Origin of the sequence: Mycobacterium sp. AMU20-3851 (genome assembly GCF_043974665.1) — a bacterium.
Lineage (GTDB): Bacteria > Actinomycetota > Actinomycetes > Mycobacteriales > Mycobacteriaceae > Mycobacterium.
The window spans coordinates 5,662,440-5,682,061 of sequence record NZ_CP146371.1 but is presented as its reverse complement, the minus strand read 5'-3'; the positions used below and the strand labels follow the sequence as shown (position 1 = coordinate 5,682,061).

The 19,622-nt window shown below is 67.1% G+C and carries 17 protein-coding genes and 1 pseudogene; 6 read left to right on the top strand and 12 right to left on the bottom strand.

The genetic code is table 11. The features are described 5' to 3' along the window. Positions 1-36: 36 nt before the first annotated feature. Both V4U86_RS27235 and V4U86_RS27230 read right to left on the bottom strand, forming a co-directional pair. Entirely contained in the window at positions 37-549 is a 513-nt protein-coding gene (locus tag V4U86_RS27235) for a DinB family protein (RefSeq protein WP_395308947.1), read from the bottom strand. Positions 550-607: 58 nt separating this feature from the next. After that, positions 608-1,084, bottom strand: coding sequence for an ArsI/CadI family heavy metal resistance metalloenzyme (locus tag V4U86_RS27230; protein ID WP_395308946.1), 477 nt, complete (start codon positions 1,082-1,084; stop codon positions 608-610). A 100-nt stretch (positions 1,085-1,184) separates the two neighbouring features. Here V4U86_RS27230 and V4U86_RS27225 point away from each other — a divergent pair, with 100 nt between their 5' ends. Next, positions 1,185-1,544 (top strand): Rv2640c family ArsR-like transcriptional regulator, encoded by a 360-nt coding sequence (locus V4U86_RS27225; protein WP_395308945.1) that lies wholly within the window; start codon positions 1,185-1,187, stop codon positions 1,542-1,544. A 79-nt stretch (positions 1,545-1,623) separates the two neighbouring features. On the opposite strand, the gene V4U86_RS27220 is transcribed toward V4U86_RS27225, so the two are convergent. The 5 genes from V4U86_RS27220 to V4U86_RS27200 all read right to left on the bottom strand — a co-directional run bounded on the left by V4U86_RS27220 (position 1,624) and on the right by V4U86_RS27200 (position 7,499). Continuing rightward, on the bottom strand, positions 1,624-2,037 hold the full coding sequence (locus V4U86_RS27220; protein ID WP_395308944.1) for a DUF6262 family protein: 414 nt from the start codon (positions 2,035-2,037) through the stop codon (positions 1,624-1,626). Then, entirely contained in the window at positions 2,034-4,274 is a 2,241-nt protein-coding gene (locus V4U86_RS27215) for a tyrosine-type recombinase/integrase (protein ID WP_395308943.1), read from the bottom strand. Before V4U86_RS27215 ends, V4U86_RS27220 begins: the two co-directional genes overlap by 4 nt. After that, positions 4,261-5,466 carry a tyrosine-type recombinase/integrase gene (locus V4U86_RS27210; RefSeq protein ID WP_395312233.1) on the bottom strand — a complete coding sequence of 402 codons (1,206 nt, stop codon included), beginning with the start codon at positions 5,464-5,466 and terminating at the stop codon, positions 4,261-4,263. The genes V4U86_RS27215 and V4U86_RS27210 overlap by 14 nt, the downstream gene beginning before the upstream one ends. 22 nt (positions 5,467-5,488) lie before the next feature. Further along, on the bottom strand, positions 5,489-6,487 hold the full coding sequence (locus tag V4U86_RS27205; protein WP_395308942.1) for an ImmA/IrrE family metallo-endopeptidase: 999 nt from the start codon (positions 6,485-6,487) through the stop codon (positions 5,489-5,491). A 322-nt stretch (positions 6,488-6,809) separates the two neighbouring features. Continuing rightward, positions 6,810-7,499: a hypothetical protein gene (locus V4U86_RS27200; protein WP_395308941.1), complete on the bottom strand. Its 690-nt coding sequence runs from the start codon at positions 7,497-7,499 to the stop codon at positions 6,810-6,812. A 166-nt stretch (positions 7,500-7,665) separates the two neighbouring features. Between V4U86_RS27200 and V4U86_RS27195 the strand changes: the two are divergent. Both V4U86_RS27195 and V4U86_RS27190 read left to right on the top strand, forming a co-directional pair. Next, positions 7,666-8,433, top strand: a pseudogene (locus V4U86_RS27195) (ornithine decarboxylase); the annotation flags it as partial. Positions 8,434-8,713: 280 nt separating this feature from the next. Then, positions 8,714-9,100: a heme-binding protein gene (locus tag V4U86_RS27190; RefSeq protein ID WP_395308940.1), complete on the top strand. Its 387-nt coding sequence runs from the start codon at positions 8,714-8,716 to the stop codon at positions 9,098-9,100. Positions 9,101-9,111: 11 nt separating this feature from the next. Here V4U86_RS27190 and V4U86_RS27185 read toward each other — a convergent pair whose 3' ends face one another. Both V4U86_RS27185 and V4U86_RS27180 read right to left on the bottom strand, forming a co-directional pair. Beyond that, on the bottom strand, positions 9,112-10,053 hold the full coding sequence (locus V4U86_RS27185; protein ID WP_395308939.1) for an alpha/beta hydrolase: 942 nt from the start codon (positions 10,051-10,053) through the stop codon (positions 9,112-9,114). A gap of 37 nt (positions 10,054-10,090) precedes the next feature. Beyond that, positions 10,091-12,259: an acyl-CoA dehydrogenase gene (locus tag V4U86_RS27180; protein WP_395308938.1), complete on the bottom strand. Its 2,169-nt coding sequence runs from the start codon at positions 12,257-12,259 to the stop codon at positions 10,091-10,093. A 125-nt stretch (positions 12,260-12,384) separates the two neighbouring features. Between V4U86_RS27180 and V4U86_RS27175 the strand changes: the two genes are divergently transcribed. The 3 genes from V4U86_RS27175 (at position 12,385) to V4U86_RS27165 (ending at position 15,866) form a co-directional block, all read left to right on the top strand. Next, positions 12,385-13,608, top strand: coding sequence for an alpha/beta hydrolase fold domain-containing protein (locus tag V4U86_RS27175; protein ID WP_395308937.1), 1,224 nt, complete (start codon positions 12,385-12,387; stop codon positions 13,606-13,608). A gap of 88 nt (positions 13,609-13,696) precedes the next feature. Beyond that, positions 13,697-15,052, top strand: a complete 1,356-nt coding sequence (locus V4U86_RS27170) for a WS/DGAT/MGAT family O-acyltransferase (RefSeq protein WP_395312232.1) — start codon at positions 13,697-13,699, stop codon at positions 15,050-15,052. A gap of 43 nt (positions 15,053-15,095) precedes the next feature. Then, the gene (locus V4U86_RS27165; RefSeq protein ID WP_395308936.1) at positions 15,096-15,866 is read left to right on the top strand and encodes a hypothetical protein; all 771 of its coding nucleotides are present in this window, start codon (positions 15,096-15,098) and stop codon (positions 15,864-15,866) included. Positions 15,867-15,869: 3 nt separating this feature from the next. Here V4U86_RS27165 and V4U86_RS27160 read toward each other — a convergent pair whose 3' ends face one another. The 3 genes from V4U86_RS27160 to V4U86_RS27150 are packed head-to-tail and all read right to left on the bottom strand — an operon-like array spanning position 15,870 to position 19,532. Beyond that, positions 15,870-17,066, bottom strand: coding sequence for an alpha/beta hydrolase (locus V4U86_RS27160; protein ID WP_395308935.1), 1,197 nt, complete (start codon positions 17,064-17,066; stop codon positions 15,870-15,872). A gap of 13 nt (positions 17,067-17,079) precedes the next feature. Next, positions 17,080-18,723 (bottom strand): acyl-CoA ligase FadD12, encoded by a 1,644-nt coding sequence (gene fadD12, locus V4U86_RS27155; protein WP_395308934.1) that lies wholly within the window; start codon positions 18,721-18,723, stop codon positions 17,080-17,082. After that, positions 18,723-19,532, bottom strand: coding sequence for a 1-acyl-sn-glycerol-3-phosphate acyltransferase (locus tag V4U86_RS27150; protein ID WP_395308933.1), 810 nt, complete (start codon positions 19,530-19,532; stop codon positions 18,723-18,725). The genes fadD12 and V4U86_RS27150 overlap by 1 nt, the downstream gene beginning before the upstream one ends. Positions 19,533-19,622: the final 90 nt, after the last annotated feature.

Sequence of the window (19,622 nt, the reverse complement as noted above, 5' to 3'; positions counted from 1 at the left end):
ATATTGACAGGTATCTAATTAGTTGGCAAATGAACGTCAGGTGAAGGTGAGTTGGGCGGCGTGGAAGTCGAAGTGGCGCCCGGGGTAGCGGTAGACGTCTTCCAGCGTCATGTAGTCGGAGAAGAACGGATCCCACCCCGGCGGGAAATGCATGCCGCGCCGCGGATCCTCCTCGGTTTCTCGGGCGAGCCGGAGTTGCAGCGAGTCGATGACCCGGTCGAGTTTGGCGCCCATCCTGCGCCGGTTGTAGACCAAGGCGGCGGCGCACGATCCGTAGTAGTTGATGTGATGAAACGGCGTGGTCGCCGCGTTGAGCAACCGGGCGTGTGCCGCGCTGACGCGGTCAGGTAGTCGGCCCATCACCCGCACCAGGGGCAGCAGCCGCTGTACGACCATGTAGCCGAACACCATGTGGAACAGCAATTGTTCGTTGGTCCACCGGGTTCCGCGTGTCGGCGCGGCCCAGTCGTCGGGGCCGGCGGCCGCCAGCAGCTGGTGGAAGGTGACGCGCGCACGCTCCAGATCGGCAGCGATGGCGTCGCGGTCCATGCCCCGATCATGCGCCTACCGCGGCCATGTGACCACGGCCGCGGCAGGTTGCGATCGGCTAGCAGCAGGACGCTGCGGCTTTGTCCGCCTCCGTGGGGGCTCCGCCGCAGCACACCCCACTCTCGGCGTCGGCGGAATCGTTGAGATGCTGCGGGCTGGTGCCGAAGGTGTCGGAGTCGGCCAGCACCGTGTAGACCTCCCACTTCTCCCCGGCCGGGCCGGTCACCCAGACTTTGTCCTGGGTCGCGAAGCAACATGTGGTGCCGATCTCCTCATCGGTGAACAGCCCCTCGCCGGTCAGGCGAGCGATCTCGGCGTGCACCTTGTCGCTGGATTCGACCTCGACGCCGAGGTGGTTGATGGTGCCGCCCTTACCGGGGTTTTCCAGCAGCACCAGCTTCAGCGGCGGCTCGGCGACGGCGAAGTTGGCGTAGCCGGGCTTGACCTTGGCGGGGTCAACGCCGAACAGTTTGGTGTAGAACGTGATCGCCTCGTCGAGATCGTCGACGTTGAGGGCGAGTTGAACACGGGACATGATGGGCCTCCATCTGGGATGAGACATATATCGAACTGACGCGTCGACCTCAGGATGCCACCTTTTCGATATATGTCAAGAGTTGTGGCAGGATGGGGTCATGCCCAAAGCGCTGCCCGTGATCGACATGTCCGCGCCGGTGTGCTGCGCCCCGGTCGCCGCCGGGCCGATCAGCGATGCCGATGCCCTGCAGGTGGCGATGCGACTCAAAGCGCTCGCCGATCCGATGCGGGTCAAGATCATGTCGCTGCTGTTCAGCTCACGCCCCGGCGAGGAGACCAGCGGGGACCTCGCAGCGGTGCTCGACCTGGCCGAGTCCACCGTCAGCCATCACCTCGGCCAACTGCGCAAGGCCGGGCTGGTGATCTCCGAGCGGCGCGGGATGAACGTCTTCCACCGCGTCAAACCCGAGGCCCTGCAAGCACTTTGTGTCGTCCTCGACCCCGACTGCTGCACCTAGCCCACAGGTGAGCTGGACACCGTCGCCGTGGGTGCGGGTCAGCTGGATGCTCCGGAATGACCGTCCCACGGTGAGATGATCAGGTGATCTGTTCGTGGAGGGTGTCGAGTTGGCCGTAGAGCAGCTCGATCGTTGATTGTTGTTCTGCCACGGTGGCTTTGAGGGCGGCGATCTCTTTGTCTTTGGCGGCGAGTCGGTGGCGCAACGCAGCGTCGATGCTGGTTTCGCGGCCGGTCGATGCGGGTTCTCGGTCGGTAGGGCGGTCGCGGTACTGCTCGATGACGGTCACCAGGTCGTCGTGTTTGTAGATGGTCTTGCGGGACACCTTGGCGCGGCGGGACACGGTGGAGAAGTTGATGTCGGCGTGGGTCTTGCGCAGGTAGGCGATCGCCTTTTCGATGTCGCGGCGTTTTTCATCGCTGCGACCCTGGCGGTATTTGTCCAGCGCATCGAGCGCCTTCTGGGTGGGGGGTGGCGGCTTCGGGCGGCTCATCGCGGTGTGTCCGGGTCGGCTTTACGTAGCACGGATTCGTGGCTTCCGCGGGCGGCGGTCTGCATCGTTGGTGCCCGGTGGGCGGTGCCGGCACCCGCGACGCTGTTTGCGCCGTCCTCGGTCACGTCGTCTCGGTGGAGCCGGTCAAGGATGGCGTCCAGGGAGGCGATTTCGCAGCGACGCTGGTGGATCCACACGTTGTCATCGGTGAGCTCGCGCCCGGTGCGTGCCCGGTACTGCTCGCGGCGGACGTCGATCAGCTTCAGGGTCTTGGCGCGTTGGTCGACCAGTTCGTCGAGGTAGGTGGCGTCGGTGGCGAAATGCCCACATGACAAGCAGGCGTTGCCCTTGTCGCAGGTGGCCACCGGTGGCAGCAGGCATACCCCGTTGGGCAGCACCCGGTCGGTGCGCGCCGAGAGCTGGGTCATGTCGTAGATGTCGGACGGGCTGATGGTGATGTCGGTGCCGTGAGCGCCGATCTTCTTGTGCCGCAGAAACTCTGCTTCTGCTGTTGCTTGCAGAGTGGCGGCATAGCGCAGGGTCATCGCCGGCGAGGCGTGTCCGAGGTAGCGCTGCACCACATGGATGGGCACGCCGTCGTTGAGCAGCTCGGTGGCCCGGGTGTGGCGCAGCCGGTGGGTCTGGGAGAACCGCAGCGGGTGGCCGGTGGTGTCGGTGAGGCCGTGGATGGTGTCGAGCCGATTGAGGATCCGGCTGTAGGAGTCATAGCTGCGTGGTCGCTGGCCCTGGTGCTGGTAGCGCACCCCGAGGAACAGGTATTTCGGATCCAGCTGCGGGTAGCGCCGCCGGATCCAGTCTTGCTGTTCGCTGATCACGTTGACCACCGCCTGCTCGACCAGGATGGTGGGCACCACCCCGTCGACTTTGGTCTGCTGGTAGCGCAGTTTGGCCACGAACCCGTCGGGATCGTCGGCGGCTCCAGCTGGGCGGTCCTGGCCCGGGATCGGGTGCAGCGGGTCGAAATCGAGCATCAGGATCTCCGAGGCCCGGCGCCCGGTCAACGCTTGCAGCAGCCAGATGCGGGCGGCTTGCGGATCGCCGAGACCGGACACCACCGAGATCGTGGAATCGGGGTGAGTGATGACCACCGGTTTGCCCGCATCGGCGGCCAGCACGTCGAGATAGCACAGCATCCGCTGCAGCTCGGCGGTCGACAACCAGGTCAGCTCCCGGCCGCCGCTGGGGCGTCGGCTGCGAAACGCCGCACCCCACAGCCGGGTATGAGTGTCGGTCAACCGGATCCAGCGGGGATCTCCGGTCGCCGCCGCGGCTTCCTCGGCGTGATCGACCATGAACGTGTAGAACATCTGAATCTTGGACTGGACGACCGCGATCGTCGCCGCCGACAGCGGACGCTCCGGTTTGGCCCGCGCGGCAGGTGATTTGAGGTATTCGGTGAACCCGGTGAACAACAGCCGCAGCGCTGCCCGGTCGGTGCTGATCACCGGATCATCGATCCCACGTTCGGCCAAAAACGGACCCAAGTGGCGGGTGATGCTGCGGGTGCGCGCGATCACCGACGACCAGCGCAGCAGTTCAGCCGTCAAACAGGTGCGCAGCCAGAACCGCACCCCTTCACGCAGCCAGGCCGGTTCGATCCCGCCGAGGCGGGCAACCTGGTCGTGGCAGGGTTCGTGCTCACGCTGCGGGATGCGGGGATCAGCGTCCAGATCCCAGATGTCATGAGCCCACCATGGCCTATCGGTGCAGCGGACCGACACGTACAGGTGCAGGTGCTCGATGAAACTGGCCACGTTGCGCCGAAACCCGGCCGAGGGCAGCCGGCCGGTGCGCCGCTCGAACTCCCGTACCCCGTGCCGCATGATCGTTTCGGCGCTCAGATCAGCGATACTGACCGGGTGACGCCGGTGCTGGCGGTGGTAGTCGGCGGCGGCGATGCTCAGTGCACCGCTGGTCCATTTCAGCAGCGACGGTTCGATCTTGCGACGTTCTTCGTGTCCGCACAGCCACACCCACCACGCGAGCTTGTCGCAGAGCCGTTGCGGCACACCCCGCGGGGTGAAGTCGTGACCGTCCGGGATGGGTCGGTAGCGCGGGTTGTGCTGAAAGACCGTGGCGGCCGGGCCGGTATCCAGGTGATAGACCAGGGTGCGCCACTGCGCCGGCACCTGCCGCCACTGCTGTGCCCACCGATCCTCGCCGCCACCGCGCTCGGGTGCCCTCTGTGCCGAGGCACGATTGTCATTGCCCGTCACGGTTCACCTTCCACCCGGCGACGTAGTTTTTCCATTCGGCCAGCGTGCGCATCTCGGCGTCGGCGGTCACCCAGCCGTAGGTCGACAACGTGGTCTGTACGTCGGCGTGCCCGAGTCGGCGCATCACCACATGCACGTCCACCCCGGCCAGTAGCAACGCGGTGGCGTGGGTGTGGCGCAGCCAGTGCGGCGTCCACTGCTCGGGCAGCACATCGGCGCGGCGGGTGGTGATCAGATCGACCTTGTCGTAGATGGTTTCCGGTCGCAGCGGGGCGTAGCGGACGCCGCGCACCAGGTTGACGAACACGAAACACGACGCCAGGTCGCCGACCGCGATATCCGCGCCGGCGGCCACCAACTGCCACACGTACTCGGTGTAGAGGGCGACCAGATCGTCGCCGATGTAGATCCGGCGCGGGCCCGATTTCGCGCGCACCCCGTGCGGATGATCGTCACGACCCGCCACCAGTATCGATGGGGTGCCGCCACCGGCGATATCAAAGTCGTGGTGGCGCAACGACAACGCCTCACCGAGCCGCATCCCGGTTTCGGCTAACACGGCGAAGAACAACCGGTCCCGCAGCCCGGCGCCGCCGCCCGACCACTCACCCGAGACGGTTTGGACACTGCAGGCATCCAAGATGGCGTTGACCTGCGCGGGCAGCAGCACCGGTGTTTCGGCGCGCTGCAGGCCGCGGATCCGGTGAATCGGCCCGTCCTGCTCGCGTTTCGGGCCGACCCCGGCCAGAAACGGTGCATAGCGGCCCCGCCGAGATGTACGAGCATGGCTGGCGTACAACCGGCGGTAGGGCCGCACCAGGTCATGGGCATTGGCGAAATACCGGTACATCGACAACACCGCCGCACTGCGCGGCAACAGCGACGACTCAGCCAGCTTCTGCTCCGAGTCACCGATACGGGCCACCCCGGGCAGATCCCCGGTGCGCAGATAAGCCAGGAACTGACCGAACAGACTGGTGGGGAAGTCATCCCACGCGGTACCGGTACCTTCCAGCACCGTCCACCACGCCGCCAGCCCATAGGCATAGGCGCGCAGCGTGTTCGGTGAGCCCCCTTGGTTGCGCAGAAACGTCAGGTACTCGCGCGCCGGCGCCACGGGCAACTTGTCCGCACCGACCACCGTGTAGGTGGGTGGTCGGTCCTCGAAGCGCACCCGCTGCACCTGTGCCACCGTCAGCCGCACCCCACCACATTCACGATGGCCTGCCCTTGCGGAAATCGTCCAACCGGATCACCCGGGAGTCACCATCGGCCGGTGGGGCCGCGGTGCGGCCATGGCCGACACTGGCCGCGACCGGCTTATGCTCGGCCGCCGGGGACGGTCGCTGGGTGGCCAAAAACCAATCCAGTACATCAGCGGGATAGATCATCGAATCCCGGGCGCTCAGCATCCGCACCGACGCGCCGCCGTAGCAGCGCTCCACCCACTTGCGCAGCAGCCGGGGCCGCTCCGGGGCGCGGTCGGCCCACCCCGGTTCCGTCATGCCCCACGTGTGCCCGGTGGCAGGGTTGATCCGCGAATGCAGCTGGGTGGTCAGCATTTTCGCCCGATCGGCTGCGATCAGCCCCGAATCCCGCAGATGCATGATCAGCGACCCCAACGACAGGCCCCACTTATCTTTGAGCGGACGCAGGTTCAACAGCGACAGCACCCGCGGCAACTCACCCGCGATGACCGCTGCCGGGGCCAACAACTCGGTAGCGAACCGGTTGGCCTCCTGCTCATCGGCGGCGCTGACCGAGCAATAGGCGTGACTGTGCAGCACCAAATGGCCGAGCTCGTGGGCGACCGTGAACCGGGTCCGCTCCCACGAGTCGCTATCCCGCAGTACCAGCAGCGGCCGGTCCCGCAACCGGCCCACCCAACTCGAATACCCCAAATGCCGCTCATCGCGCGAGCGCCCACCGGTAGCGGCGAACTCGCTTTCCCAGTCACCGGCGACCCGGCGCCGGACAATCACCGGGGCGCCCAGCCGCTCGGCCTCATACATCAAATCATCAAGCGGCTCATCGGGTTCCAGTCCCATCGCCTCACGCAGACGTGCCGCGACCACCGTTATCGAGCTGTGTGCCAGCTCGTCGGGGCTGACCGTCGGAACCTTCACCGGCGGCAGCTTCGATCGTTGATCCAGATCGCCGAGGAAATCGCCAGCCAACGACGCGAACGTCGCCAAGAACTCCTGCTCACCCACCGTCATCGACTTCGGCGCCCGAAACAGGAGCTCATTCGCGGTGATCCGTGTCTGCGGCTCCGAGCTGAAAAACGCTGCAGGAAACCGGAACAACCCCGCTAGCAACGCAACATCGTCGTCGTCGAGCCGCACCGTCGGCGACTTCTCAATCTGGGACTGTCGTGACGTACTCCAGCCTGTGGCTTCCACCACCGACCGTGCCGTCATCCGCCTCAACAACCGGGCCTGCCGGACCCGTGCACCAAAAACCTCAATCATCGTGCGCTCAATTCAACGTCACCGGGTTGGGAAACCCACATGCACCCAACACTGTGCACGATGGCTACGACGATTTCGGCGGACCGTCCTCCTCGTCCTGCTCGCCCGCAGCGTCCTCGTCGACCTCGGCGAAGTCGTCGTCGCGTCGCCGCGCCCCCGGCCCTCCAGGGCCGCCACCCGGGTCGGCCGTCGTGACGCGCGCCTCCATGATCGGCGGCGGCAACGGTGTCCGGCCGTACAGAATCTTCACACTCTTGGTGAGGATGCCTGCCGCAAATGCGGCCCCGCCGAAGCCCACGCTGCCCGGCCACCACAACACATAGAGCCGGTATCCCTGCGGCTCGGCGATCCCGTCCTCGCCGCCGATCGGGTGACCAAGCTCGTCCTCGATGCTGAACTGCTCGCCGCCGGGCACATACGGCACGGTCCCCAGCAGGCTGCCATCCCACTTGCGGGGATGCTTGCGCACACCGATCTGAGTGCCGTTCCCGTCGAGAAGACGAATTCCGAATCCGTTGCCCGACACAGCCTTCAACGTCGAGTTCGGCGTCTGCCGACGCAACCTCGAGAACAGCACCGTCTCCAACACCGCGCATGACGTGGTGATCGGCCGCACGTTGGCACCCTGATCGACGAAACGGTCCGGCACCTCCCCATAGCGAGCGATGAGATCGCCATGCACCTCGCCAAACACCCGAGCGTGCTGACTGACGTAGTCCTCCACCAACTGCTGAGGATCGTCGTGTAGTTCCATGGGGTAAACATTTACCCCGGTATCCCACAGTCAACGTCGCGCCACGCCGCTCACAGTCGGCAAAATTTTGGCTGCTCATACCTAAGAGGTTACATGTATACGAAGATAAAACTGCACTTCAACACACCTTTATGGCGCGCTTTGAGAATTTAACTCCTGATAAGGGCAGGGATCGGTCTTTCACCTGCAGGGCGATCTCGTCGACCGTGATCGCCTGTCGCAGTGTGCAGACCTGCTCATGACGACCAGCCCGAACACCATGGTCTACGCCGCGATCGACGGTTGGCGCGCCAACATGGTTGCCCACGGGCACGAGTTGCTCGGCGCCGCACTGTCATTGGCCGACAGGCTGCGCGCCGACATCGAGCAGATCCCGGACGTGCACGTGATGCGGGACGAATTGACCGGGGAATCGGCGTCACACGACCTCGATACCCTGCAGGTGCTCATCGACGTCTCCGGTACCGGCACCTCCGGATATCAGGCCGCCGACTGGCTGCGTCAGCACACACATACCGACGTCGGCCTCACCGATCACCGCCGGATCCTGGCCACCCTCTCGTTCGCCGACGGCCCGGACACTGCGGACCGCTTGCTCGATGCGTTGACGCGCTGGCGCCGTGCCGCCGAACGTTTCGAATCTCCGCCCGAGATCCGGCTGCCCGGACCGTCGGACATCGAACTGGAATCGGTGATGACGCCGCGGGACGCCTTCTGCGGGCCGGTGGAGGCCGTGCCGGTGGAACAGGCCGCCGGACGGATCGCCGCGGAGCAGGTCACGCCCTACCCGCCGGGCATACCGGCGGTGGTCCCCGGGGAACGGCTCACCGAGGAGGTGCTGGCCTATCTGCGCGACGGTGTACGGGCGGGTATGCAGCTACCCGACCCCGCCCAACCCGAGCTCAAGGACATCCGGGTGGTCCGGGACGCATAACAATCCGGTCACAGTGCAGATCACGATCACTTAAGGATTTGCCGGGCGGCTTAAGAAACCGGCCGTAATCTTCTGAAAGATCGGCGCGCAGGCCGCCGAATGCGACCCAACTCACGCGCGCAGCGTGTAACGCCGCCGAACGTGCCGCGATGTTTGGTGGTCGGCGGTCCGGGGCACGAACGAGGCACGCGTACCGTGAATTTCGGGTCTGGGAAGCAATCCGGTGATGTCTAGGACAAGGCTCACAGAAAGTACGAAATCGAAGGACACCACTCTCATCATGAAAACCAGCATCAAGAACATGCGTCGGGCTTCGGCAGGTGTGCTGCTCGGTGCGGCTTCGGCCGCGCTGATCGCGGCGCCGAGTGCGTCGGCGACCCCGAACTGCAATCCTGACGCCGTCGCCGGCACCGTCAGCTCGGTGACCGGCGCGGCCAGCGCCTACCTCAACGCCCACCCGGGCGCGAACCAGGTGGTGCAGGCCGCCCGCACCCAGCCGCGTGCCGAGGCGGCGGCCAACATCCGGACGTACTTCACCGCGAACTCGCAGGAGTACTACGAGCTGCGCGGCATCCTGGCGCCGATCGGGGAAACCCAGCAGCAGTGCAACGTGTCGCTGCTGTCACCCGAACTGGCTTCGGCCTACTCGGAGTTCATGGCCGGCTAGCAGCATCGGCGTTACCCGTCGTCCGCGAGCGTATCGCCCGCGGACGACGGGACCGGGACCGCGTCGAAGACGCGCCGCAACATTTCGCACTGACTCTCGAAAAACGACCGCGCCACAGCAGATTTGGGCAGCACGCCGTCGAAGCCGTGGAACGCGCCGTCGACCACTTCCACATCGCAGGGCACTCCGGCCGCGCGCAGCCGCTCGGCGTAGGCGATGTCCTCGTCGTGGAAGAGGTCCAGGGTGCCCACTCCGATCCAGGTGGCGGGCAGCCCGGACAGATCCCGCTGCCGGGCCGGTACCGCCACGTCGGGGTCCGCATCACCCAGGTACGCCGACCAGCCGAAGGCGTTGCTGTCCTGCGTCCACAATCGGTGCCCGGGCTCATCGAAATGCGGGCCGACGGTGCGGTCGTCGAGCATCGGATAGACCAGCAGCTGCGCGGTGACCGGAATCTCGGCGCGGTCGCGGGCCAACAACGCGAGCGCGGCCGCGAGCCCACCACCGGCGCTGGCACCGCCGATCGCCAACCGGGCCGGATCGACCGCCGGCAGGCCGGCCAGCCAGCTCAGCGCCGCGTAGCAATCCTCGAGTCCGGCCGGGTACGGGTGCTGGGGCGCGAGCCGATAATCCACCGAAGCGACCGTCACCCCCAGCCGCGACGCGAACCGGCGGCACAACGCATCGTCCTGGGCGGCGCTGCCGATGACGTATCCGCCGCCGTGGATCCACAGCAGCCCCGGTGCGGGCATGGCCGCACCGATGGGCCGGTACAGGCGTACGCGTGGGCCCGAGGTCAGGGTGAGGACCTCGACGCCGGGCGGGGTGCGTCGGTCCATCAGAGCGGTCATCCGCTGCAACCAAACAAGATTCATCGGGGTGACGATCTTGCGGGGGAGGAGGCGGGCGACGCGGGATAGTTCACGATGGAACACGGTGGCGTTGTTCGGCACGACTGCAGTATCACTTACCCGGCGTCGCCGCAGGACGCTATTTGAGCAGCGGATCGCGCGGCAGCCCCAGGATTCGCTCGGCGATGGTGTTGCGGGTGATCTCCGAGGTGCCCCCGGCGATCGTCATGGCGCGGTTGCCCAGATAGGCCCGGGCCAGCCCGTCGTTGCGGCCGGTGACCGCCGCCGCGCCGGCCAGGGCCATCCCGAGCTCGGTGAGCCGCTGGGACTGTTCGGCCAGCAGCAGCTTGGTCACGTTTCCCTCCGGCCCCGGTTCGGCGCCGGCGATGGCGCGGCTGACCCGGCGCAGGTTGAGCATCGGCAGGGTGAGGCTCTCGGCGATCACCCGGCCCGCCTGGCGTACATATCCGGCGGCCGTCGCCGGCGGAGCCTGATCCAGCAGGACAACCAGATCGTCGGTGGTGAACCCGGTGGGTGCCGAGGACCCGCCGCCGATCGAGATGCGTTCATTGCCGAGGGTGGCCCGCGCCACCAGCCAGCCCTTGTTCACCTCACCGACCACGTCGGTGTCGGGGACGAACACATCGTCGAAGAACACCTCGTTGAAGTGCGCGTCTCCGGTGATGCCGCGCAGGGGATTGACCTGCACGCCTTCGGCATTCATATCGATGGCCATCATCGTGACACCGGCGTGTTTGGGCGCGTCGGGATCGGTGCGCACGGTGGCCAACCCCCATTGGCAGTGCTGGGCCAGGCTGGTCCACACCTTCTGGCCCGTCACCCGCCAGCCACCCTCGACCCGCTTGGCCGAGGTCCGCACCGCGGCGGCATCGGAGCCCGCCTCGGGTTCGGAGAACAGTTGGCACCACATCGAACGACCGCGCAGCACCGGCTCCACCCAACGTTCACGCTGCTCATCGGTGCCGGCCTGGGCGATGGTCAGGGTCACCCACCCGGTGATCCCCATGTCCGGGATCGCCACATCCTCGAACTCCTCCTCGATGACCAACTGCTCGAGCACCCCGGCGGCGCGGCCCCAGGGTCGGGGCCAATGCGCCACCATGTACCCCGAGTCGACCAGGAAGTCGCGGCGTTGATCTTCGGGCAGCGAGCGCACTTTCGCGGCGGCCTCGGCGGCGGACGCACGGAACTGCTCGGCCTCCGGGGGCACACTGAACGCCACGCTCTGGGTGTGACCGCCGCGCTGCGCGTCGACCAGTTCGGTCAGCGGGTCCTGACCGTCGGCCAGCAGCGCGGACAGGCTGCGGGCCCGGCGCAGATACAGGTGGGCGTCATGCTCCCAGGTGAATCCGATGCCGCCGTGCAACTGGATGTTGTTCTCGGCGTTGACGTTCTGTGCATGGATCGCGTGTGCGGCGGCCACCGTTGCGGGCAGCCAGGCGGCGTCCAGATCATCGGCGGCCGCGGCCGTCCAGGTCGCGGCGGTGGCCTGCTCCGCGGCGACGAGCATATTGGCGGCGTGGTGCTTGACGGCCTGGAAGGTACCGATGGTGCGCCCGAACTGCCGGCGCACCTTGGCGTAGTCGACCGCCATGTCCAGGCAGGCCCAGGAGACGCCGACGGCCTCTGCGGCGGCCAGGATGCGGAACACGGTGCGGGCGCGTTTGGCGGCACCGCGTAGCACCCGGTCGGCGGGGATCGCCGCACCGCGCATGGCTACCGCCCCGACGGTCCGGGTGGTGTCCAGCGACGGTAGGGCGGTGACGGTGACGCCGTCGGCCTCCGCGTCGACGACGATGAGATCCTCCCCGGCGGCGAGTACCAGCACATCGGCGTCGGGAGCGCCGAGCACGGCCGGCCACTGCGCGGTGGCGGTCAGGTCGGACTCCATGTTGACCAGCACGTTGAGGCCCAGTGCCGCGGTGGTGGTGCCGTCTGCCAGGCCCGGGAGTAATTGGGCCCGAACCGAATCCGGCGCACACCGGTCGATCGCCGCTGTGGCGGCCACCGTCGGCAGGAACGGTCCGGGGGTGAGCTCACGCCCGGTGGACTCGATGATGATCGCCAGCTCGGCCAGCCCGAAGCCCGATCCGCCGAACTCCTCCGGGACGGCCAAACCGTGCCAGCCGAGTTCGGCTCCGGCAGCCCAGATTTCGCGGGAGTGGCTACCGGGTTGCTCGAGCGTGGCGCGCGCCGCGCCCCGACTGTCCGACCGTTGTAGCCGGCCGAGGGCCGAGGCGGCGAGATCCTGGTGTTCTTCGGTGATGGCCAGCGCTGATGTGCTCATGGTTTGTCTGAAATTACCGGTCCCGCGCTGGCTGCCATGAGTGATGCAGGTCACAATTGGGCGACGGTAGACAGTTCCTTGGGAATGTCTGCTTAGGAATGGTGCTGCGCGGGTACGCTCGCGCCATGACGGCACGACCGGACACCCGGTACCCCGGACCGACGCTGATGAGTCGCGCACGCTGGTTGCTGGAGGCAAATCACGCCGACCGGATGCTGGCACTCTCGGTCGCCTCGGCCTCCCTGCCGGTCATCGGCAAGCAACTCGAACCTCTCGGTGGGCTGGCCGCGATGGGAGTCTGGGGTTTTCGGCAGTTTCCCGAACTGTTCGCATCGACCGCGAAGTCCTGGTTCGCGCCCGGCAACGGTGCCCTCCGCAAGGCAGAACGGGCACAGACCACGGATGTAGCAAAGGACGGGCTGCGTGGCGTGGTGCCGGCGGCCGATCTCGCCGGGGACTGGCCGGCACCGGAACAGATGCCCCCGTTGTGGAACACCATGGAGTACCGCCGCAACGTGCACCGGACGTCGGTGCGCTACGGCGACCACCCGATGCAGTTGCTGGACGTGTGGCGGCCCGCCGAACTGCCCCGGGAACCCGCCCCGGTACTGCTGTTCGTGCCCGGCGGTGCATGGGTGCACGGCAGCCGGATCCTGCAGGGCTACGCAATGCTGTCGCATCTGGCCGAGCAGGGCTGGGTATGTCTGTCGATCGATTACCGTGTCGCGCCGCATCACCGGTGGCCGCGACACATGACGGATGTGAAGGCGGCGATCGCCTGGGCGCGGGCCAATGTGGACAAATTCGGTGGCGACCGCAATTTCGTGGCCATCGCCGGCTGCTCGGCGGGTGGGCACCTGGCGGCGCTGGCCGGGCTGACCCCGAACGACCCCGAGCTGCAGGGCGATCTGCCCGAGGACGCGGACACCTCGGTGGACGCGGTGGTCGGCATCTACGGCCGCTATGACTGGGAAGACCGTTCCACCGTGGAGCGGGACCGGTTCGTCGATTTCCTGGAGCGCGTGGTCGTGGGCCGCAAGATCGACCGGCACCCGGAGGTCTTCCGGGCCGCCTCCCCGATCGCCCGGGTACACCGCGACGCGCCGCCGTTCCTGGTCATCCACGGCAGCGGCGACACCGTCATCCCGGTCGCACAGGCCCGCAGTTTCGTCGAGCGCCTGGAATCCGGCTCGGCCGGCCCGGTCGGCTACATCGAGTTCCCCGGCGCGGGGCACGGCTTCGACATGACCGACGGTGCGCGCACCGGTGCGATGGCGAAGGCAATAGGATTGTTCCTCAACCAGATCCATCGAAACTCCTCGATGGGCAAAGCCAAAGCGGTTATATAGACTCCTCCAACCACGGGAGGATTGGCCGGTGAAGAGGCTCAGCGGTTGGGATGCGTTTCTGCTGTACACGGAAGCGCCCAACGTGCACATGCACACCTTGAAGATTGCGGTCATCGATCTGCACGGTCTCGGTGACCGCACCTTCGGCATCGAGGATTTCCGAAAAGTCCTGCACGGCAGGCTCTACAAACTCGATCCGTTCCGCTACCAACTTGTGGACATCCCGTTCAAGTTCCACCACCCGATGTGGCGGGAGAACTGCGATGTCGACCTGGAGTACCACATCCGGCCCTGGCGGGTCGCCGCGCCGGGCGGTCGTCGGGAACTCGACGAGGCCGTCGGCGAGATAGCCGGCACCCCGCTGGACCGCAGTCGCCCACTGTGGGAGATGTACCTCGTCGAGGGTCTGGCCGACGACAAGATCGCCGTTGTCGGCAAGATCCACCACGCCCTGGCCGACGGGGTCGCCTCGGCGAATCTGCTGGCGCGCGGAATGGACCTGCAGGACGGCCCGCAGCGCGACCGGGATTCCTATGCCACCGATCCCGCGCCTTCGCCCCCGGAGTTGGTGCGCACGGCGTTCTGGGACCACCTGCGCCAGATCGGCCGGTTTCCCGGACTGGTGAAGTACACCGCCGACGGCATGGGCCGGGTGCGCCGCAGCAGCCGCAAGTTCGGTCCCGAACTGACCCGGCCGTTCACCCCGCCGCCGAGCTTCATGAACCACGTGCTCACCCCGGAACGCCGGTTTGCGACCGCCTCACTCGCGCTGGCCGATGTGAAGGCAACCGGGAAACAGTTGGGCGCCACCATCAATGACATGGTGCTGGCCATGTCCTCGGGTGCGCTGCGCAAGCTGCAGCTGAACTACGAGGGGAAGGCCGATCATCCGCTGTTGGCCTCGGTGCCGATGAGCTTCGACTTCTCCCCGGACCGAATCTCGGGTAACCGGTTCACCGGTGTGCTGATGGCGCTGCCGGTCGACGTGGACGATCCGCTGGAACGGGTGAAGCGGGCCAGCGCCGCGGCCTCGCTGGCCAAGGAGAGCAATCAGCTGATCGGCCCGGAACTCGTGGCCCGGTGGGCGTCCTACGTACCGCCGGCGGCCGTCGAAGCGTTGTTCCGCCGGCTGTCGGACAAGGACGGCCAGAACAAGGTGCTCAACCTGAACATCTCGAATGTGCCCGGCCCGCGGGAACAGGGCAGAGTCGGCGGCGCCACGGTCACCGAGATCTATTCGGTCGGGCCGCTGACGGCGGCGAGCGGGCTGAACATCACGGTCTGGAGCTACGTGGACCAGCTCAACATCTCGGTGCTCTCGGATACCGCGACGGTTGAGGACCCGCATGAGGTCACCGACGCGATGGTCGAGGAGCTGCGTGAGATCCGCCGCGCAGCAGGCATTTCGGAGGACCTCACGGTTCTGGAAACCGCGCGGGCGTGACGGGGTCCCTCCTGGTGGGCCGGTATGCGTCAGAATGTCGTCCATGAGACTTCTGGGCGTGGTGGCGGCGGCCGTCGTGGTGGCCGGCTGCTCGTACGGCCCGGCTCCGCACAAACCGTCCTCCTCGGGTGCGGCGGCGACGGCCACCAGCGTGGCCGAGCAGAGCCCAGATTCCGATTCGGCGGTGTCCATTTTTCCGAGCACCGGGCTGCTGGGGGCGCCGTTGACCGCCAAGGGGGCCACCATCACGCCGCGCGCCGAGAACATGGCCGTGATGAGGCAGAGCAACGGTGACGGTCTGGAACTGGGCATCGAGGTGTCCTTCACCGGTGTGACGACGATGATCGACGCAACCGGCCCGACAGGCGGCTTCCGGCTGCTCATCAGCGGTGGGGAGCAGATTCCCACATCGCGGCCCACCGTGATCAAGTCGCCGCCGCTGACCCCGCGGGTGCGTACCGATACGAGCGGCTGGGTGTTCTTCAATATCCAGCCGGGCATGCTGCCGACGCAGTTGCAGCTCACCGCCGCTCCCGCGGGATACGGTCTGGAACCGGCCCCGATCGCGATCTGGATCATGCCGGCCAAGCTGCCCGCGGCCTCCACACCGGCACCGCCGCCACCACCGCCACCGCCGCCGGGAGCCGCACCGGCTCCGGCCGCTCCGGCCGCCCCCGGCAACAGCGGCGGGGACAGCGCTCCGCGCGGACCTCGGCTGCCGAAACTCCCGCCGCCGCCCAAGCTGCCGCCGCCCCCGAAGCTGCCGCAGCCCAAGCTGCCGCCGGTCGTCTGTCAGCACACCTCGTTCTGCTGACGGTCAGGAGCCGTTCGACGGGCCCCCGTCACGCGCCCAGTTGAGGAACCGCTCGACCGCGGCCGCGGTGTTGTGCCCGTGCGCGGACCCGAAGAAATCGAATGCATGCTGGGCGTGTGGGATCTCGGCGTAGATGACCGGCGCCTTGGACACCTCGGCCAGGGCTTTCACGAACTCGCGGCCCTCACGCACCGGGATCACCGAATCGTCGGCACCGTGCAGGATGAAGAACGGTGGCGCGTCGGCGTGCACCAGGGTGAGCGGGGATGCGTCCAGGTACACCTGGCGGTGGGTGGCGAAGGGCAGTTTGACGATGAAACGCTCCAACACCTTGATGAACTCCGACCGGCCGTCGCCGGTATCGGTGTACCAGTCGTAGCGGCCGTAGATCGGGACCGCCGCGGCCACCGAGGTGTCGGCGTCCTCGAACCCGGGCTGCCACTTCGGGTCGTTGGGGGTCAGCGCGGCAAGCGCCGTCAGATGCCCACCGGCCGAACCCCCGGTGATGTAGACGGATCCGGGATCCCCGCCGTAGTCGGCGATGTTGGCCTTCACCCAGGCGATCGCCTGCTTGACGTCGATGATGTGGTCGGGCCAGGTGTACTTGGGGCTGATGCGGTACCCGATCGACACGCAGATCCAGCCGCGCTCGGCGAGCCTGGACAGCAGCGGATAGGCCTGCGGACGGCGCATCCCGATCATCCACGCTCCGCCGGGAATCTGCAGCAGCACCGGGGCTTTCCCGTCGCGGGGCAGGTCCGGGCGCATCCAGATGTCGGCCTCGTTGGGTCCGTGTGGCCCGTACCGCACGGACTCGTGCACGTAGCGCCGCCGGGTCCACGACGTGCCGAACACCCCGCGGGGGCGACGCTCGGGTTCCTTGGCGTCCAGATAGTCCGCACCCAGCGCTTCCCGCAGCGGATCCTCGAAGTAGCGCTTCGATTCCGCTTCACGGCGCTGCAGCAGTCCCAGCAGGCCCCAGGTGAACACCTTGAGCACCAGCGAGATTCGTCCGCCGCGGGTGCGGTAGTGCCCGAGCATCGCCCGGCGTGCCACATCGAGCACCGACCCGGTGAACAGCAGCGGAGCGTTCTCCGATGTGGGCCAGCCGAATGCGAACGTCGGCAGCGTGCTGTAACCCTTACGGCCCAGTGGGCGCACCGCGTTGGCGGCGTTGACCAGTTCGGCCGTCGCCCCCAACAGTGGCCGGGGTTTAGCTCTGAGTGCGGTCCTGAAGGTCACGGCGCAGGATCTTTCCGGTGCTGTTGCGCGGCAACTCATCCAGGATGGTGATCTCGCGCGGCACCTTGTAGTTGGCCAGATTGTCTCGGACATGTTGCTTGAGATCGTCTACGGTGACCGGATTTCCCCCGTCGCGGAGTACCACGAAGGCCGCCAGGCGCTGACCGTACTGCTCGTCGTCCACCCCGATCACCGCGGCCTCGGCGACCTCGTCGTGGTTCACCAACGTCTTCTCCACCTCGATCGGGTAGACGTTCTCGCCCCCGGAGACGATCATCTCGTCGTCACGGCCGACCACGAACAACCGGCCGTCCGCGTCGAGGTAACCGACGTCCCCGGAGTTCATGAACCCGTCATGGAAATCCTTGGTCTTACCCGAGGTGTATCCGTCGAACTGGGTGGAGTTGCGCACATAGATGGTGCCTGTCTCGCCGGTGGGCAGCTCGACCAGATCGGCGTCCAGGATCCGGATCTCGGTACCCTCGGCCGGTTTCCCGGCCGTCTCGGGCGCGGCGCGAAGGTCGGCGGGCGTCGCGGTCGCGATCATGCCGGCCTCGGTGGCGTTGTAGTTGTTGTAGATGACGTCCCCGAACTGGTCCATGAACTTGATGACCACGTCGGGCCGCATCCGCGAACCGGATGCCGCGGCGAACCGCAGGGTGCGTGCGCTGTAGCGGTTGCGGACCTCGTCGGGCAGTTCGACGATACGGTCGAACATCACCGGTACCACACACAATCCGGTGGCCCGGTGGGTGTCGATCAGCGCCAGCGTGGCCTCTGGATCGAACTTGCGGCGGGTGATGATGGTGCACGCCATCGAGGCGGCGAAGGCCAACTGGGAGAACCCCCAGGCGTGGAACATCGGTGCGGCGATCACCACCGGTTCCTCGGCATGCCACGGCGTACGGTCCAGGATCGATTTGAGGATCTGCGGACCACCGCCAGAGTGCCGGGCGCCCTTGGGGGTTCCGGTGGTGCCCGAGGTCAGCAGGATGACCTTGGACTTTTCCTTGGCCCGGATCGGTTGCTGCCCCGCGTACTCCGAGATCAGCTGCGCCACAGTGTGTCCGGCCGGTGGCGTATCTGTCCAGGCGACGATGCGCGTGGCATTGGGTGCGTCGGCCAGCGCGCGGTCCACGGTGTCGGTGAACTCCTCGTCGTAGACCAGGGCGCCGGGACGCCCGGCGGATTCGCGTTCCCACACCTCGGCCAGCGCCGGGCCGGCGAAGGCGGTGTTGAGCAGCAGCACGTCGGCACCGATCCGGTTGGCCGCGATCAGCGTCTCGACGAACCCACGGTGGTTGCGGGCCATGATGCCGATCACCGGCGGCGTCGTCCCGGCCCCGCCGGTCAGGTTCTGCAGGCCGGCCGCCAAAGCGTCTGCGCGCTGGTCGATCTCGCGCCAGGTGAGCGCCCCGAGCTCGTCGACCAGTCCGACCCGGTCCCCGCAGCGCTGTGCGGCGCTGGCGAAACCGGACGTGATGCCCATGTTCTCGCGCGCCATGGCGGCACCGATGCGAAGGTACTTGTCCGGCCGCAGCGGTGCGATCACGCCGGCCCGGGCCATCGTGGTGACCAGGCCCACCGTGTCGGTGAGCCTGTCGAACGCGCCCATCAGCCGATCACCGGCAGCCGGCGCTCAGCGGCCAGCCCGTCCAGCGCCCGCTGCATCACGTGGCGGACGTGCGCGTCGACCTCGTCGATATCGGGGTCGGCGCCGAACTGGGCCTCGATGTCCACCGGGGGCAGCACCTGCATCACGATCTTGGCCGGCAACGGCACGTTCAGCGGCACCACCGCGGACAGGCCGAACGGGAAGCCGAATGACAGCGGAACGATCTTGGCCCGGGCCAGCCGGGTGAGCGGGCCGAGTCGCTTGGCCAGCCAGGTGCCGCGGGACAGGAACAGCTGGGTTTCCTGGCCGCCGATGCCGACCATCGGCACGATCGGCACGCCGGCGTTGATGGCGGCCCGGACATAGCCCTGCCGGCCGTCGAAGTCGATCTTGTTGGCCTCGCTGGTCGGCCGGTAGACGTCGTAGTCGCCGCCGGGGAACACGACCACCACACCGCCGGAGCGCAGCGCCTCGTCGGCATTCTCGTGGCTGGCCAGGATGAACCCGGTCTTCTTGAAGAAGTCCCCGGTGGGCCCGACCATCAGCATGGCGTGGCTGAGCGTGTACACCGGGCGCCCGTAGCCGAACCGTTCGTAGAAGTCGGCGGCGAAGATCGGCACGTCCATCGGGAACAGCCCGCCGGAGTGGTTGCACACCACCAGCGCGCCGCCGTGCGGGAAGTTCTCCAGGCCGCGCACCTCGGAACGGTGGTAGGTCTTGAGGAACGGCCGCAGCCAGCCCATCACCTTCTCGGTCAATCCGGGGTCGAACTTGGTGATCTCGGTGGGATCGATATCCGTCGAGCTCATGGGACCCTCCGCGGGAAGCCGGATCTGAAAGTGGACAGAAAAACTAGAACGTGTTCTAGTTTTGCACGGAACCCGGCTGCGGTCAAAGAG

Coding starts and splice junctions, on each gene's coding strand:
- V4U86_RS27165 (WP_395308936.1), top strand. CDS start 15,096: ATGAGACTTCTGGGCGTGGTGGCGGCGGCCGTCGTGGTGGCCGGCTGC.
- V4U86_RS27225 (WP_395308945.1), top strand. CDS start 1,185: ATGCCCAAAGCGCTGCCCGTGATCGACATGTCCGCGCCGGTGTGCTGC.
- fadD12 (WP_395308934.1), bottom strand. CDS start 18,723: ATGGGCGCGTTCGACAGGCTCACCGACACGGTGGGCCTGGTCACCACG.
- V4U86_RS27150 (WP_395308933.1), bottom strand. CDS start 19,532: ATGAGCTCGACGGATATCGATCCCACCGAGATCACCAAGTTCGACCCC.
- V4U86_RS27175 (WP_395308937.1), top strand. CDS start 12,385: ATGACGGCACGACCGGACACCCGGTACCCCGGACCGACGCTGATGAGT.
- V4U86_RS27170 (WP_395312232.1), top strand. CDS start 13,697: ATGCACACCTTGAAGATTGCGGTCATCGATCTGCACGGTCTCGGTGAC.
- V4U86_RS27230 (WP_395308946.1), bottom strand. CDS start 1,084: ATGTCCCGTGTTCAACTCGCCCTCAACGTCGACGATCTCGACGAGGCG.
- V4U86_RS27200 (WP_395308941.1), bottom strand. CDS start 7,499: ATGGAACTACACGACGATCCTCAGCAGTTGGTGGAGGACTACGTCAGT.
- V4U86_RS27180 (WP_395308938.1), bottom strand. CDS start 12,259: ATGAGCACATCAGCGCTGGCCATCACCGAAGAACACCAGGATCTCGCC.
- V4U86_RS27235 (WP_395308947.1), bottom strand. CDS start 549: ATGGACCGCGACGCCATCGCTGCCGATCTGGAGCGTGCGCGCGTCACC.
- V4U86_RS27220 (WP_395308944.1), bottom strand. CDS start 2,037: ATGAGCCGCCCGAAGCCGCCACCCCCCACCCAGAAGGCGCTCGATGCG.
- V4U86_RS27190 (WP_395308940.1), top strand. CDS start 8,714: ATGAAAACCAGCATCAAGAACATGCGTCGGGCTTCGGCAGGTGTGCTG.